The following is a 17,973-nucleotide window of genomic DNA, read 5'->3' as shown; positions in this document are numbered from 1 at the left end:
ACAAGGCGTAAAAAGCTGCTGTCAAAAAGGTGAAGCTGCTGGTGGTTGTGTAAAAAAATAACACTAACAAACATAAATAAAAAACGCCTGCAATTGCAGGCGTTTTTTATTTAACGTAATCTTTTTAATTTTACATCTTTAAGATTGAAATGAAAAGAATTGCAATAATAGCTTTAATAATTAGTATTTCTTGCATAACTGTGATTGGACAGCAAGTCACATTAAAAGATCGCATTAAGGCCGAACATATCATTAATTTCGGGGCATATATAAACTGGAAAGACAAAACATTTCAAAAGAATTCTGATAAATTTACCATTGGAGTTTATGGCTCTGATTCATTAATGTACAGCTTACTTAAGAAAATTTGCAAATTTCGAATACTAAAATGGAAGAAAATTGAAATAATTCATTTTAATAGCCTTGATGAAATAAAATTTGTTCCAATATTATATATAGCCTATAAAAACAATTATGAGGTACCTAAAATAGACTCTATTATAAGCAATTGGTCAACTCTACTTATTACTGATAGCTGTAATGACTATAGAGGCATTATGATTAATTTTTTTCCTCGGAATTCTTTAAAAAGAGTAGAAATAAATAAAGAAAATATTACTGCTAGAGGAATGAAAGTTAATTCATTACTCTATGTTGTTGCAAAAAATTATGAAGAAGACTGGGAAAAATTATATCAAAAAAGTGAAACAGATTTAGCTTTAGAAAAAGAAACAGTTGAACAACAATCGTTAATTTTAAAAGAACAAGAAAAAAAAATTAAATTAAAAGAAGAACATATATTAAAACTAGGATCAAATATTTCGCAAAAAGAAGCTGAATTAAATTTAAAACAAGAAAAATTAAATAATTTACAACAGGAAATATTTGAAAAAAATAAATTAGTAACAATAACATCAGCTACATTAAAACGTCAGGAGATTGAATTACTAAGACAACAAATTGATATAAAAAACACTCAAAAACTTTTAAAAGAACAAATTGCTGAATACGAAGTACAAAAAGCAAAAATTGATTTACAAAAAGACGAAATTTCTTCGCAACAAAGTTTAATAGATACTCAGAAATCAAGCTTAAATAAAAGTATTGCCGACCTAAAAAAGCAACAAATTGTTTTATACTTTGTTTTAATTGCTCTGTTGTTATTCGGATTAATGAGTATTGCAATATTTAGAAGCTATAGAATTAAGAAGAAGGCAAATAAAATTCTTAATTTAAAAAATATTGAAATTTCAAGACAAAACTCTGAAATTATACAACAAAAAGAAGAAATTGAAACTCAAAGAGATGAAATTGAAGCTCAACGAGACTTTCTTGCCCGTCAGCGCGACCAAATATTAACACAAAACAAAGATATTACTGACAGTATAACATATGCCAGTAAAATACAACACGCCTTACTCCCACCAGAATTATTAACAACACAACTTTTCTTGGATCATTTTGTTTTTTATTTACCACGGGATATTGTTAGCGGTGACTTTTACTGGACAAGAAAAAAAGGAGATACAATTTATGTGGCTGTTGCAGACTGCACTGGTCATGGAGTTCCGGGAGCTTTTATGAGCATGTTGGGAGTTGCATTCTTAAATGAAATTTTAGACAGGTATAATTGTTTATCAGCAGGTGCACTTTTAGATAATCTTAGAGAAAAAGTGGTATATTCTCTACATCAAACAGAAAACGAAGGTGGCTCAAAAGATGGAATGGATATATCGATAATAACTTTTAATCAGATTACAAAAATTGCTGAAATTGCTGGTGCCAACAACCCAATTTACCATGTAAGAGACGGAGAATTATTTGATTATAAACCTGACAAAATGCCAATAGGTATTTATTACGGGGACGAAAAACCATTTAAAATTCATTCAGTTAAAGTTGAAAAAGGAGACTTCTTTTATTTATTCTCAGACGGGTATGCAGATCAATTCGGCGGAGAAAAAGGTAAAAAATTCAAATATAATGCTCTTAAGAATTTATGCTTGCAAATAAGCAAGTTGCCATGTTCTGAGCAAGAGAAGGTATTAAAAAATTCTTTCCATAGTTGGAAGAAAAATTACAATCAGGTTGATGATATTTTATTTTTGGGGATTTGTTTTGAATAATTAAGCATGTATAAGTTTATTTTATTATCGTTTTGTATTCTGTTTGCATTTAAAGCTGTTGCTCAAAAATATACCGAAGCAGAATTAAATAAGAAAATACAGAATGAAAAAGACTACAAAATACGTATTGGTTATATGCTTGAATTGGCTCAATTGTACATTGAGTCAGATTCAACAGCATTTTTTAAAGAAATGGATTTAATAAAAAAGCAATCTCAGAATTATAATTTCATCAGAGGACTTGCAGAATGTGAATATAATTTTGGTGATTTTTATTATTCGCATGGTCAATTTGAAATATCAAACACATATTTTCAAAAAGCAATAGAATTATTTATCAAAATAAATGACAAGAAAAGAATTGCTGACAGTTATACATTAATCGGAATAAATTACAGTGAACTATCAATATTTGATAAATCATTATCACAATATGTAAAATCAGAAAGAATTTATGAAGAATTACATGACACTGCCGGATTAATACAATCAGATATTAATATTGGTGCTACTTATGGTGACATTAAATTATTTAAGAAGGCTAAAAGTTATTACGAAAAAGCATTAAAACTTTCAATAAAAACAAATAGCAGAGAGAATGCTGCGTATTGCTATGCAAATCTTGGAGTACTCGAAAAACAATCAGGAAATTACGACAATGCACTCGAGTATTATATCAAACTTGAAACAATTGCTGAAGAGTTCTCTAATAAATATTTACTTGGAACCGCTTATATTAATATTGCAAATTTATTTTTAAATAAAAATGAACCTGTTAAGGGGAATAAATTTGCCAGAAAATACCTTAAGTTATATGAAAACTCTGAAGATATGGTTACTTTATATTACGGATATAACACTTTGGGTATTTCAGAAATTGACATGGGCGACTTTAATAATGGAATAAAACATTTATTGGTTTCTTATAATAAAGCTATTGAAATGAACTCCGGTGCATCACAATTACAAACTGCAAATAACCTTGCAGATGCTTACGGAAAAATTTCTGATTATAAACAAGCTTACTTTTATCAGAAAATGGCTTTTAAATTATCCGACTCACTTTTTAAGGCGGATAACATAAAGCAGATGACAGATATTGAAACAAAATATCAAACTGAAAAAAAAGAACAGCAAATAGAAGTTCTTAATAAAGATAAAAAACTTAAAGACCTTGAACTTGAGAAAAAACAAAAAGAACTAAGAAACAGAAATTATGTTATTTTAGGAATTATTATTGTGCTCGTTATTATTATTTTCTTTTCATCAGCCTTATACAAAACACTTCAACTTAAAAGAAAAGCAAATACACTTTTAAAACAAAGAAATGTTGAGATACAACAAAAGAATGAAGAAATTATGGCTCAACGCGATGAGATAGAAGCTCAACGTGACGAGGTAACAATGCACAGAGATAAAATTGCGCTTCAACAAAAGAAAATTACAGATAGCATACTTTATGCTAGCAGAATACAGAATGCTGTTCTTCCTCCTACTGAATTCATAAAAGATGCTTTGCCAGAACATTTCATATTATATAGACCACGGGATATTGTAAGCGGTGATTTTTACTGGATACAACAACAGAATAACAAAGTTTACATTGCCGCAGCAGACTGTACAGGACATGGCGTTCCAGGTGCATTTATGAGTATGATGGGAGTTGCTTTTTTAAATGAAATTATCACAAAAATCAATAATCCATCTGCTAGCGACATATTAAATCAGCTAAGGGTAAATGTAAAACGCTCATTACATCAAACCGGTAAAACAGGCGAACAAAAAGATGGTATGGATATTTCACTCTGTATAATTAATAAGGATAAAAAACAACTTGAGTTTGCTGGTGCAAATAATCCATTATACGTTGTTAAGAACAATGAATTAATTGAACTCAAAGGAGATAAAATGCCAATAGGTGTACATCTTACCGACGAAAAACCATTTACTAACCATGTTTATAATTACACTATCGACGATATCATATATTTATTTAGTGATGGATATAACGATCAGTTTGGAGGACCTGACGGGAAAAAATTTATGCAGTCAAGATTAAAAAAATTATTACTCGAGATTAATTCAAAAACATTGTCAGAGCAAAAAAATGAACTTGAATACAATATTGAAAGGTGGATGGGAAAACAAGAACAAATTGACGATATACTTATTATTGGAGTTCGAATAGTTTAACTAATTTTACATCATGAAATTTTCGATAATTTTTATTCTGATTTTTATTTCTTCATATTGTTTCGGACAATTTGATAATTCTATATTTAACAGCTTTAAGCCAGTTAATCCTAATGACAGCATGAAATTATCGTTGGGTATTGACAACCAGAATTTTTTATATAACAACGAGTATTTCAATAACCTAAATTATGGTTTTACATATCTGGGATACTCTTTTAAGCCTTATTTGAATTATCAACCTACGCCAAAAGTAAGAATACAAGCCGGATGGTATTTTTTAAAATATTCTGGAAGAGATGAGTTCGGCAAATCTGTTCCCTGGTTTAGATGTCAATACAAGTTTGCAAAAAACATGGATTTATTATTAGGAAATATTCACGGAACTGTTGAGCATAAATTAATAGAACCACTTTATTCCTTTTCCAGACATTATACAAACAATCCAGAGCAAGGCATACAATTTTTGGGAAACTTTAAACATTTTGAAGGTGATCTTTGGCTTAACTGGGAAAAATTTATTTTAATAGGAGACCCTTTTCAAGAAGAATTTACATTAGCAACCACAACTAAAATTAAATTTTTTAAACCTGAAAATAAACTTCAATTTTCTATACCAATTCAGGGAATGGCAACACATAAAGGCGGTCAAGGGAATAACAATTCCGACAAACTTCAAACATATTTTAATACAGCATCAGGTTTCGAATTAAATTATATTCCTAACATTAATCACAAACCTAAAATAGGAACCAGTAATTTTTTTGTTTCATATTATGATGCATCAAGCACCCATATACAGTATTATTCACAGGGATGGGGGTTTTTATCGAACATTTATGCAAACAAAGGGAAATTTGGCATTATGTTTAGTTATTGGTATAGCAAACACTTTATTGCTCCACGAGGTGAAGTTATTTTGCAATCTGTTTCAAGAAAATACGGATATTGGTGGGAACCTGCAAAACAACTTGTTACAGCAAAACTACAATTTAAACAACCTGTTTATAAAGGAATAAATTTAGAAGTAAGAGGTGAAACCTATTATGATTTGTTAAGATATAATTTAGATTTTTCGTATAGTTTGTTCCTTGTTATCAACGGGGAATTTTTTCTTAAGAAAGTAGAGAACATTAATTAATGTGAGTTCAAAATAATTTGTCATTATGTCCGCCACTACTAATTGTGTCAGCAACATATAACATGAATGACCGATTGATTCAAATTGCTTTTGCATCAAGATGCTTTGACCTCAGCAGGACAATTTGAATATTATTTTCTTATCTGTGCACCTAATTCCTTTTCAAATGCAGCTGAAAGTTTGTTCATAATCTGATCAATCTGAAAATCGTTTAGTGTTTTTGTAACATCTTGCAGATGAAAACTTACCGCATAAGATTTTTTACCTTCTGGAATCTTATCTCCTTCATATACATCAAACAAATTAATGTTTTGCAGAAATTTTTTCTCACTCTTCGAAGCTATTTCAACAATTTTAGAATATGGAATCTGCTTATCCAAAATCATAGCAAGATCTCTTCTAACCTCAGGATATTTTGATAATTCCTGAAATTTAGTTTTTTGATTATTTAGATTAGGCAAAACATTATCCCATAAAAATTCAGCAAAATAAACCGGTTGCTTTATATCAAATTCCTTCAATATATTTTTACTTAACAAGCCTAACGAAACAAGTTCCTTTCCTTTATAAAAATACATTTGACCTTCGGCAAAAACATTTACATCAGGTTGCGATACAGCTATCTGATTTAAAGGACAACCAAGTCTTGTTAAAATATTTTCAACATAGCTTTTTAAGTAATAATAACTAACCTGAGTTGTTTGCGATGTCCAGTTTTCAGAGTTTTTATTTCCCGAAATAAAAAGTGCAAGTCTTAAGTCTTCACAATAAGAGTTCTTCTTCTTGTCATTTGTTAAATCAGGACAATAAGCATAACAATTTCCAAATTCAAACATTTTCAGGTCCTGGCTCTTGCGATTAATGTTATATGAAACAGATTCCAATCCACCAAATAATAAAGTCTGACGCATTACACCCAAATCGGCACTTAAAGGATTTAAAATTTTAACAGAATTTTTTTCATTCCAGAAAGGTTTATTTTCGTAATATGACGACTTAGTAAGTGAATTTGTCATCATTTCAAAATAACCATTTGAAGCTAAATAATCAGAAATAATATTATTAATTTTTTCTTTATCAGGTTTTTGTGAATAACTTATATTTGATCTTACTCTATCTGACACTTCCACGTTGTTATAACCATATATTCTTAAAATTTCCTCGATAACATCCACTTCGCGTAGAACATCTACTTTGTATGCTGGTATTTCTAAAAGTAGGCTCTTCTCTTTTTCTGCTATTATCTTTATTTCAAGAGAGCGTATAATTTCTTTTACATTTTCTTTTGGAATTTGTTTTCCAATCAGTTCGTCAACATTAGCAAAACTAATTTCTACTGTAACATCCTTTACAGGCTTTGGATAAACATCAACAATATTTGAAGATATAACACCTCCAGTAATTTCCTTAATAAGCATTGATGCACGCTTTAATGCATAAACAGTAATATTAGGATCGGCACCACGCTCGAATCTGAATGATGAATCGGTAGCTAAAGCATGACGGCGGGCTGTTTTTCTAACAAATACAGGATTAAAATTTGCACTTTCAATAAAAATCTTTGTTGTCTTTTCGGTAACCCCACTATGCATACCGCCAAAAACACCGGCAATACACATTTCCTCTTCAGAATTACATATCATCAAATCGTTTGAAGACAAACTACGTTCAACGCCATCAAGAGTGATAAATTTTGCATTATCTACAGCGGTTCTAATTATAACTTTATTTCCTTTTATATAATCGGCATCAAATGCATGAAGTGGCTGACCTGTTTCAAAAAGAATATAATTTGTTACATCAACAATATTATTTATTGGTCGTAAACCTATTGAACGCAACCTGTCCTGAAGCCAGATCGGTGAATCTTTTACAACTATATTGCTAATTGTTATACCTGTATACCTCACACAAGCTTCTTTATTTTCAATTTCAACAATAATTGGTAAATCATTATTGTCAACTTTAAAACTCTCAACTGATGGCTTTTCTAAAACCACAGGTTTGCGATGCTGTAAATATGCTGCCAGATCTCTTGCAACACCATAATGCGAAGCTGCATCAATTCTATTTGGTGTTAAACCAATTTCAAAAACATAATCATCATTTATTTTAAAATATTCACGCATTGAAGTTCCAGGGACTGCATCTTCGTTTAAAATCATTATACCTGCATGCGAATCTCCCAAACCAATCTCATCTTCGGCACAAATCATTCCTTCGGATTCTATTCCACGAATTTTGGCACGTTTAATCTCGAAGCTGCTATCGTCTTTATACAAAGTAGTGCCAATTACTGCTACCACAACTTTTTGGTTTACGGCAACATTTGGTGCACCACAAACAATATTTAAAAAATTATCGGTCCCTATATTTACTTTTGTAACGCTTAATTTGTCTGCATCTGGGTGTTTCTGACATTCCATAACATGACCTACAACCAAGCCTTTTAGTCCACCTTTTACTACCTCAAATTTCTCGAGTGCCTCTACCTCCAACCCAATACTTGTAAGAATTTCGGCAATTTTTGCAGGGGCTAAATCAGTATTTATATATTCTCTTAGCCAGTTATACGATATCTTCATAATTCAAATAATTTCTGATTTTACAAATATAGAAAAAGAAAATTCTATCTCGAAAAGTTAAATTAAATGATACCATAAATTTATTTTCAATTAAAATTATTTGTATTTTTATTCACCCAAAATACTAAGAATCATGAGAAATATTTTAAAATTCAGCTTTTTTATTTTCTCTATTTTATTTTCAATAAATATTAAAGCGCAAAATAATGTTGGAATTGGCACAAATAATCCTGATGCAAACTCAATACTGGAACTATCTTCAACGAATAAAGGTTTATTAATCCCACGTCTAACAACATTGCAGCGTACAGCAATGAACACATCATTAAACACAACCCAAACAGGATTACTTGTTTTTGATACTAATGATAATGTGTTTTATTTTTGGAATGGAACAGCCTGGACACAAATCGGAGCAGGTTCAGCGGTATGCACAACACTAGATAACGCATATAACTGTGGAGGAAACGGAGCCGGAAGAACAATTACTGCAAATTATGGAAATATACAAATTGACTTATCAAGTATTTCAACAAATACTGAAGCATTGATTGCTAATGTAACAGCAGGAACATCAGGAAGCCCATCTACTGCAATTGCAGGGCAAAACTCAGCTTTCGGGGTTTCTTTATATGCCGACAATACAAATACAGCGAATCCATACAATTCTTTTGAAGCTCATAACAAAAGTACAAACAGCTATACCTCTGCCGTTGCTGGATATTACGATGGGAATAATCAAGGTGTAGGAGTTTACGGTAGTGTTTTTACTGCAGCAACTGGTGGTGGTGTTGCCGGTGTAATGGGAGTTAATGCTAGAACAGACGGCGGATACGGCATATTAGGTCAAGGTTTTAATGGAATTGTTGGTGAAACAAATTATCAACTTGGAGCCGGAATTTGGGGACAAAATAACGATGCTCTTGGATCAGGAAACGGTTGCGGAGTAATTGGTGACGGCAACTACGGAGTATGGGGACAAACTTCAACTGGAACTGCCGGAACTTTCGGCATAAACGCAAGAACAAATGGCGGATGGGGCGTTGAAGGACAAGGCTTTAACGGAGTAGTCGGCTTTACTGCACAGGATCTTGGTTTTGGGGTTTATGGCGAAAACTTAAGCACAGGAACTGTAAATAATAATGTAGGAGTAGCAGGACTTGGATGGGTTGGAGTTTTTGGTGAGAGTAACGATTTAGCAACCGGATTCGGAGTATACTCAAACGGTGAATTAGGTAGCTCAGGAACAAAATCATTTGTTATTGACAATCCACTTGATCCAGAGAATAAATTTTTAAAACATTTCTGCATTGAATCCCCAGAAGTTCTTAACATGTATCGCGGAACAGCAACTTTAAACAGTAATGGTGAAACTGTTATTACTTTACCCGAATATTATAATTCAATAAATATTGAACCAAGTTATGAACTTACTCCTATAGGTAAACCTGCTCCAGATCTATATATTAAAGAAGAAATAAAAGAAAACCAGTTTACAATTGCCGGAGGAAATCCGAATCAAAAAGTTTCATGGACTGTATATTCTAAACGTAATGATCTTTATGTTCAGAAAAATAAGGAAACATTAAATGTACAACCCGAAAAAAGAGCAAATCAAAAGGGGAAATATTTACATCCTGATCTTTTTGGAAAATCTAAAGAGTTTGCAATATTTCAGCACCCTGAATTAACCGTAAAAACACCACAAAAATCAGATAGTAATTTAAAGAAAAATATTTCTCAACCTTTTTTGAAGAAAATTGCAAATAAGTAATTTGTTATGTTTAGAAAGCTATTTTTCATATTATTATTAACATCACAAAGTATATTATTGTGTTTTTCACAAACCATAACAAATAATGGTGAACTGATTCATATTTCAAACGGGGCAGTTTTTCATGTTTCAGGAAGTTTTACAAATGGCATAAACGGAATATTAGAAAACAACGGTGACCTTACAGTTTTGGGTGATTTAATTAACAATTCACAATTAAATTCAAGTGGTATAATTAATCTGTCAGGAAACTGGCAAAACAATTCAGTATTTAATCATAACAATGGAAATGTATTTTTAGAAGGAACTACTCAAAATATAGGAGGTGCTAACCCTAGTAAATTTTATAATTTAACATTAACAGGAAACGGAATTAAAAGCCTGAATCAAAATGTAAATATTTCTAATTCACTTGCTTTAAATGACAAAGAAATAGATATAGCAAACTTTAATTTATTTATTGAGAATCCAGATATATCAGCCATCTCAAGAACAACAGGATTTGTTAGTAATAACTTGCAGGGAAGATTAATTAGAAATACAAATTCAAACGCTACTTATCTTTACCCACTTGGATCATCAATTAATACTCAGAGATACAGACCTATTGAAATTATTCCGGCAAATAATAGTACAAATAAATATTCAGCAGGAATGGTTAATCATGATGCCGACATTGATGGGTTCAATTTAAATCAAACAGACACCAACCTTTGTAATTTAAATAACAAGTATTATCATTTTGTAAACCGTGATAGCGGCTCTACTTATGCAAGAATTATTTTTTATTACGATTCTTTAGCAGATGGTATATACACTACTGCGGCAAACTGGCATAGCACACCACCAGCAAAGTGGAAAAAAACAGACAGTACTTCATATTCATTCAATAATCCTTATAGCAAAGTAACCATAAATCATTGGCTCTTTACAGGATCTAATATTTTTACTTTAGGAAATTTACTAAATAAAGTTGAACTTGGACAAAATATTACAGGTTGTTTTGGTGATACAATATTATTGGATGCATCAAATCAGTTTACAAGTTATTTATGGTCTAACGGAGCAAACACGCAAACTATTAACGCAATATCAAGCGGAATTTATTACGTAACCGTATCTGCTAACAATTGCTTTTCTAACGACTCGGTAACAATTGCACTTACCCCTCTCCCTCTTGCTAATGCAGGATCTGATGTTAGTATCTGCAATGGAGATTCAGTTCAATTAAATGCTACAGGTGGTACAAGCTACAACTGGATAACAACAGCTGGATTAAATAATCCGAATATTAGTAATCCAATAGCAAATCCGTTAATAAACACTTCATATATTGTTAATGTAACAAATGGTCAGTGTAGTAAAACAGACACTGTTTTAATTACTGTGCTATCGCAACCAACAGTAAATGCAGGTTCTGACACAACAATATTTGAAGGCAGTCAATACCAGTTTTTACCAATAGTTTCAAATTATTCAACAGCTATCTGGACACCAAATATTGGTTTATCAAATGCAAATATCTTAAATTCAATTGCGACCGTAAACACTACAACTACTTATATTCTGACTGTTTATGACAATAACGGTTGTTTTAATTCTGACGATATAACATTAATCACAATTCCAAAACCAAATTATGATATTATAATCTTTAACACATTTACTCCTAATATTGACAACGTTAACGACACATGGTTTATAGAAAACATTTCAAAATACCCCGATAATCATTTAAGTATTTACAATAGAAACGGGCACATTGTTTATGAGAAACATGGGTATAATAATGAATGGGATGGAAAATATTATGGGAATGATTTACCGGAAGCAACATATTATTATGTGTTAAAAATCTCAGGACAAGATGTATTTAAAGGTGATGTAACAATAATCAGATAATATAAATGAAGAAAATATTATACATCTTGTTTTTTACAAGTATTTTTAACTGTAACGCACAACAATTACCACAGCTATCATTACATACATTTGATTACGCTATATTTAATCCGGCTGCAAACGGAACAAAACCTAATAGCGAAGTAATGCTTCATCACAGGAGTCAGTGGGTTGGCTTTAGCAATGCACCAAACACACAATTTCTGACATTTAACGGTAAAGCAAATAAGACAATGGGAATTGGAGGTAATTTAATGAACGACATAACCGGACCAACACGTCGTTTATCGGCTTCAATTGCTTATAACTACAAAATTAAATTCGAAACATTTAAGTTATCAATAGGATTAGCAGCCGGAATATTGCAATACGGAATTGACGGCAATAAAATTACCTTACACGAAAATACAGATATGGCTGTAGCAGAACATAGTTCTCTTAAATCAATCCGACCAAATATTGACTTTGGAACATTTCTTTATACTGACAAATTTTCTGCAGGAATAAGCATCATGCAACTACTTGCAAACAAAATAAAATTTAAAGACGATTTAATTGATCCAGAAATTAAACTTGCTAACCATTTTTATATAACAAGTTGTTATAAAATTGATTTAAATGAAAAAATAAAACTTCAGCCATCCTTCATGGTGGGTGGCGCATTTGGCACTCCCTTAACTGTTGACCTAGGAATTAAAGCAGAATTTCAGGAAAAAATTACAGCCGGATTAAGCTTCAGAACAAAAGATGCTATAGTTATTCTGGCAGGAATAAAAATTAAGAAGCTTTTTACTATTGCTTATGCATATGATATTGTAGTTTCTAAACTCAGAAAATACAATTCTGGTTCACATGATATTATTTTAGCATTTGATATTATTTCGAAAAAAGAAGTAAAGCCTGCTTTGTTAAATTAAAACGTTTTCTATCACAGAGTCCACTTCATGAGACTCTGTGAGAAGATAAAAACACTAGCTTAAATAACACCATGTATTACTTCTGCTTTTTTATCCAGAAAATAGCCATAATCCAGGGCTGTCTTTTCAACCAAACTCTTAACAACTTTGTTCTGTGACTGGAAAAAGAATGTTTCTACAATTACTTTTTCTTTCTTTATTGAGCGCTTCCAGATGCCTATAACATGTCCGTTTATAATAATAACAGGTCTGAAAATTCCATTTTCTGAAACTACTTTCTTTTGATTAACAAATTGAAACGAAGCACTTCTATCTTTGTAGCTAATTAAAAACTCATCAAAAGCAGGCAATAAATAAGCATTATTATCTTCTTGAAATAAAGAAAATGTATTTGTAAACCAATATGTTTCTGACCCTATAACTTCTGAAACTAAATCTGACTTTATCATCTCTAAAGCTTTTCTTGCATCAGAGACAGGCAAACCCGACCACCAAACGAAATCATATAAAGTAGCAGGACAATGACTATTAAAATACTTTCTTGCAATTTTTTCCAAAGCTTGTTCCCTTGTCAGATTATTTGTTTTTGCAACCCTTTCATTAATTAATGCATAAGTCTGCTTTTTATTTTTTATAGCACCACTACATATTATACCATCTAATTCAGCCTGCATAAGCAAATGTGATGCTCTATTGTTATCTACAGGAATATTTGCTTTTGATATTTCAGAAATTAACTCTTCTCTTGTTAAATGGTTACCACCAGTCAACATTCTTCTTATAATTGTGTTAGATTTCTTTAATAATGATTCGGTAAGCTCCAGCTCATTATGCCTGGATTTTAATGATGCACTAATTCGTGGTGCTGTAAGTTCCAACAACCAATAAATGTCTTCTGCAGAAACAAAGTGCCAGGTGGGTCTTAATAAATGTGTTCTGATAATATCACCATTATCTGCAGCATGTTCTATTTCTTTATCTGTAGAATTTGGAAGTCTTACTCCTATTGCCCATTTTGACATAGCATAGTCCTGTGCCTGCATTGCACCCATCCAACCAACAATTTCCTTTACAGTTTTAAATTTTGTTGCTGCAATTTGTTGACTAATTAATCGAATATTTGTAATATCTGTTAAAGTCATAAAAGTTTAAGTTATTTAACACTAAGCCCACATTTATTACAAACAACAAATTCCGGTTTAAGTGCTGCTCCACAGGCAGGATAAAAAAATTATTATAGTTGTCAAATTGCCTATTACTGCAAGACCTTATGTTAGATAATATTAACACATGTTTATTTTTCTTGTTTTATAAGAATTTGTTTACCGTACCCTTCATTTTGATAGTTTACTCCTAGTAGAAAAAGATGGTTATACATTCGATCGTCAGGAAGAATTAATTTTTTAAAACCAAAGTCTACGGTAGAGACAAATGCAATATCAGCAGTACACAAAGTTTCTTGATTAATGAATATTCTCGCTGTCCAGTCACCCTTTTCATACCTTTGCCCAAGTTGATAACTGTCGAATGAAAAAGAAAATATATTGTTATTAATATGTTTTATTTTTATAAATCCTCTTTTGGGACCATCTTCTACCTTACCATTTATAAGATTATATGCTTCCCATTCAGTATTATCTAAATTTTCGATAAGTTCTTTTAGTCTAAGTTTAGGTTCTCTAAATTCAATATTTTTTAATGCGAAATATAAATCATTTGTCAGTTTGTCACTTGCGATTTTTTTATTTTTTTGTATTCTACTATTTTCATTGCTTAGATAATATGAAACACCTCTTCTATAACCTATGTCAAATGGCAATTTATTAAATGAACCAAAAGCTTCATTTATTATACAAATTATATTTGGCCATTCGACATTTTCAGATGCAAACCCTAATTCATAAAGTACATTTGGGTTACTTGTTTTACGATATTTTTTACTACCATTATTAATAATGGAGATGTCACCTACGAAAATATCTGCTTGTCTTATTTTATTTTCAATTGTTTGGACAATATGGATTGCACCTTTTTCGTCTCTAGTAGCTTGGTCTATATAAATACTAATGCTGAGTTCAGTCTCAATACGTTTAATTGCTTTATTTAGACAAGATAATATAAATCCCTTGTTTGTCTTATTGTCTAAGTCAGTTTGCCACGAGTAAAACAAATTATATTTCATTTGCAGAGATTTTATAAATATGTGCTAACTAGCAACTATGTATAATCACACAATCAAATCTACTTTATCTCAAAATCCATCATCTTTTTATCTTCGATAAATGCCTGAAGTCTGTCGCCAATATTAACAGGACCAACACCTGATGGAGTTCCGGTATAAATTAAATCGCCAACTTTTAATGTAACAAATTGCGAAATATATTCAATTACAGAGTCAATATGAAAAATCATATCGGAAGTATTTCCCTTTTGCACTAGTTCACCATTCTGTAATAAAGAAAAATTAAGGTCATTAATATTCTTAACATCATCCAGAGAAATAAAACGTGATATAGCTGCAGAGTTATCAAATGCTTTGCTTATTTCCCATGGGAGTCCTTTTGTTCTGCATTTTTCCTGTAGATCACGGGCAGTAAAGTCAATGCCAACAGCAATACTGTCATAATATCTGTGAGCAAATTTTTTAGAAATTGATTTTCCAACTTTATTAATTTTAAAAACAATTTCAACTTCGTAATGCAAGTTTTTTGAGAATGATGGGATATAAAATGGTTGGTTGTTACGTAACAATGCACAATCGGGTTTAAAAAACATTACAGGTTCGGTTGGAACATCATTCTTAAGTTCTTTGGCATGTTCGGCGTAATTACGACCTACGCAAATAATTTTCATAGCTTTTGTTTTATTTTAAAAATATTACCACAATCTTGAGTATAGTACTAAATTAAAAACAATTTACTTCGCTATACCTACCTTCCTTCGATCCGCCGCGGCGGACGCTCAGGATGACGGTAGGCAAGCACGGGATGTCAAAATTATTTATTTTTCATTCTTAACTTAATCTCGGTTAAAACCTTTTTAGTATAAAGCGGAAACTGACTATTTAACATCCAGCCATAATAACCGGGGTCTTTAACAAAAACCTCTTCAACTGCCATTCCCTTATACTTTCCAAAATTAAAAACCTCAACATCTTTGTCGTTATATATTATTTGTCCGGCTAAATCTACAGTTCTGTTTTGCGATGAAAACTCACTAAGTTCGGGAATAGTTTTAGGAATATCCGGATAAACATCAAGCTGAGCCTTTAAAATCTCATAGGTTGCCAGTGTATCAGCTTTTGAACTATGAGCATCAACCAATTCTTTTTTGCAATAGAATTTATATGCTGCTGCCAGATTACGTTGTTCCATTTTATGAAAAATAACCTGCACATCAACAAATTTGCGGTTACGCATATCAAAATCCACTTCAGCACGAAGAAACTCTTCAGCTAACAAAGGGATATCGAATTTATTTGAATTAAAACCGGCTATATCTGCACCTTCAAAAACAGAGGCCACAGTTTTAGCTATCTCTTTAAATAATGGTTTATCCTTTACGTCCTCATCAGATATTCCGTGAATATCAGTAGCAAACTGAGGAATTGGTATTGAAGGGTTGACTAAAAAAGTTTTTTCGGTTTCTTTGCCATTTGTTTCAATTCTAATAAGCGTAAGTTCAACTATTCTATCTGTTGTTATATTTACACCAGTGGTTTCTAAATCAAAAATAACCATTGGGCGTTTTAAATTCAATTCCATTAAATTTTATTTTTTCTTAAGGTAGATATTTCGTAACACAAGGACTTGTAGGGGTTGCTCATCTCTAATAAGTATATCTTTTGAATATGGAAGATAAGCTTTGCCTACAATCTCAAGTTTCCAGCTTCCCGGAGGTAATGCTATAGTATATTTCCCTGTTTTACTGGGTTGATAAGTTGCAAAAACAGCATTATTTTTATCTTTGTTATATACATTAATAGTAAGAATTGAATCCACCTTATTAAAAGGAACAGCAGTAAGAGAGTCACCAACCATTATTCTTCCGGTGTAAATAATATTTGTTTGAGGAATATCATTAAAAATAACTCTGTATATATCCAAACCACCCAATCCATCTTCTTCGAATTTACTTATATAACCATACCTTGCATTTGAAGTAAGTGCAATATTATAATTATCATATGTATCATTAATCGGGTAACCTAAATTTTTTGGTTCGGCCCATTTATTTTCAATTAATCTGCTTCTGAATACATCATACCCACCCATTGAGTTATGACCAGTAGAAGAAAAATACAACGTTGTACCTTCTGCTGTAATATTTGGGTAATTTTCATCATTCTCTGTATTTACAGGTTCTCCTAAGTTAACCGGAATTCCCCATGTTTGGTCGGGTAATTTAATTGCATAATAAATATCGAAACCACCTTTACCACCCGGACGATCACTGGCAAAAAACATAGTATCTCCTGTTTGTGATATTGAAGCACCAGCTTCGCCATATTTTGAATTAATATTATTTCCAATATCTGCTAGTTCTGAATAACTTCCAGCTTTATTTTTTTGTGAAAAATAGATCTCATTTGGTGCACTTAACCTGTCAACATGTGCTAAAATTAAAGAACCGTCTTTATTTATACCAACAGCTTCAGCATTTTCATCGGTGTTAATTTTTGCACTTGCAGCTTTTGCTTTTTGCCAGGCACCACCACTCTTTGAACTTAAATAAACCCCTCTGATAAATTGCTGATACTCGTTATTGTATTTACGAGCTGATGAAAAAACCATGAATGTTTCATCTTCTGTAATAAACGGAATAAAATCATCCTGAGGAGAATTAATATTATCTCCAAGATTAACAAAAGTTACCTTAAGTGGTTTAGCCACTAATGTTTTTGCATTACTACACATTTCCATAAATCTGTCAAGTGCAGCTAACTCCTGTGAATTTCGGGTTTTCAGGCTCAAATATTTCTTAGCAAATGATGTTGCATTTTCAAAATTATGACGATAAAAGTATGCCTGTGCCAGATCAAATTGTATTGACTCAAAGCTGGAACCCTTAACACTATCTGCAAACAAAAGATAAGGAAGTGCCTTTCCTTTATTGTAATTTGTTTTCAAATAACAATATCCAACTCTGTAATTAACCTTCGGATCATCTTTATACTTCTTAATAATTTTTAAATATTGTTTTAATGCTACCTCATAATTTTCATCTTCAAAATTTGAATCAGCATCTCCTAATATTTCTGCCTGCGAAAATGATGAAAAAGTAAATGCCAGAATAAAAACCAGCGACAGTAATATATTAAAAACTCGTTTCATTT

Annotated in this window: 12 protein-coding genes; 6 read left to right on the top strand and 6 right to left on the bottom strand. The window is 31.5% G+C overall.

Annotation, left to right across the window (positions count from 1 at the left end):
• Positions 1 to 149: 149 nt before the first annotated feature.
• Genes HY951_02030 through HY951_02020 form a run of 3 tightly spaced genes read left to right on the top strand, consistent with a single transcriptional unit; the run spans position 150 to position 5,460 of the window.
• Positions 150 to 2,126, top strand: a complete 1,977-nt coding sequence (locus HY951_02030) for a DUF4154 domain-containing protein (GenBank protein MBI5538810.1) — start codon at positions 150 to 152, stop codon at positions 2,124 to 2,126.
• Positions 2,127 to 2,132: 6 nt separating this feature from the next.
• Entirely contained in the window at positions 2,133 to 4,319 is a 2,187-nt protein-coding gene (locus HY951_02025; protein MBI5538809.1) for a tetratricopeptide repeat protein, read from the top strand.
• A gap of 13 nt (positions 4,320 to 4,332) precedes the next feature.
• Entirely contained in the window at positions 4,333 to 5,460 is a 1,128-nt protein-coding gene (locus tag HY951_02020; protein MBI5538808.1) for a hypothetical protein, read from the top strand.
• A gap of 131 nt (positions 5,461 to 5,591) precedes the next feature.
• On the opposite strand, the gene HY951_02015 is transcribed toward HY951_02020, so the two are convergent.
• Positions 5,592 to 8,045, bottom strand: a complete 2,454-nt coding sequence (locus HY951_02015; protein MBI5538807.1) for a phenylalanine--tRNA ligase subunit beta — start codon at positions 8,043 to 8,045, stop codon at positions 5,592 to 5,594.
• 133 nt (positions 8,046 to 8,178) lie between these two features.
• Between HY951_02015 and HY951_02010 the strand changes: the two genes are divergently transcribed.
• From HY951_02010 to HY951_02000, 3 genes are read left to right on the top strand one after another with little or no spacing between them, the layout of a single operon-like run.
• Positions 8,179 to 9,819 carry a hypothetical protein gene (locus HY951_02010; protein MBI5538806.1) on the top strand — a complete coding sequence of 547 codons (1,641 nt, stop codon included), beginning with the start codon at positions 8,179 to 8,181 and terminating at the stop codon, positions 9,817 to 9,819.
• Between the two features lie 6 nt (positions 9,820 to 9,825).
• Entirely contained in the window at positions 9,826 to 11,721 is a 1,896-nt protein-coding gene (locus HY951_02005; protein MBI5538805.1) for a gliding motility-associated C-terminal domain-containing protein, read from the top strand.
• 5 nt (positions 11,722 to 11,726) lie between these two features.
• The gene (locus HY951_02000) at positions 11,727 to 12,638 is read left to right on the top strand and encodes a type IX secretion system membrane protein PorP/SprF (protein MBI5538804.1); all 912 of its coding nucleotides are present in this window, start codon (positions 11,727 to 11,729) and stop codon (positions 12,636 to 12,638) included.
• Between the two features lie 59 nt (positions 12,639 to 12,697).
• Here HY951_02000 and HY951_01995 read toward each other — a convergent pair whose 3' ends face one another.
• The 5 genes from HY951_01995 to HY951_01975 form a co-directional block, all read right to left on the bottom strand.
• Positions 12,698 to 13,780: an AlkZ family DNA glycosylase gene (locus HY951_01995; GenBank protein MBI5538803.1), complete on the bottom strand. Its 1,083-nt coding sequence runs from the start codon at positions 13,778 to 13,780 to the stop codon at positions 12,698 to 12,700.
• Between the two features lie 152 nt (positions 13,781 to 13,932).
• Positions 13,933 to 14,820, bottom strand: coding sequence for a hypothetical protein (locus tag HY951_01990; protein ID MBI5538802.1), 888 nt, complete (start codon positions 14,818 to 14,820; stop codon positions 13,933 to 13,935).
• A gap of 59 nt (positions 14,821 to 14,879) precedes the next feature.
• Positions 14,880 to 15,491, bottom strand: a complete 612-nt coding sequence (locus HY951_01985) for a fumarylacetoacetate hydrolase family protein (GenBank protein ID MBI5538801.1) — start codon at positions 15,489 to 15,491, stop codon at positions 14,880 to 14,882.
• A gap of 143 nt (positions 15,492 to 15,634) precedes the next feature.
• Positions 15,635 to 16,402 (bottom strand): 3'-5' exonuclease, encoded by a 768-nt coding sequence (locus HY951_01980; protein MBI5538800.1) that lies wholly within the window; start codon positions 16,400 to 16,402, stop codon positions 15,635 to 15,637.
• A gap of 6 nt (positions 16,403 to 16,408) precedes the next feature.
• Positions 16,409 to 17,971, bottom strand: coding sequence for a PD40 domain-containing protein (locus HY951_01975; protein MBI5538799.1), 1,563 nt, complete (start codon positions 17,969 to 17,971; stop codon positions 16,409 to 16,411).
• Positions 17,972 to 17,973: the final 2 nt, after the last annotated feature.

It is taken from the genome of Bacteroidia bacterium, assembly GCA_016218155.1.
GTDB lineage: Bacteria > Bacteroidota > Bacteroidia > Bacteroidales > GWA2-32-17 > GWA2-32-17.
The sequence above is the reverse complement of the archived record's forward strand: the minus strand, read 5'-3'. Positions and strand labels throughout refer to the sequence as shown.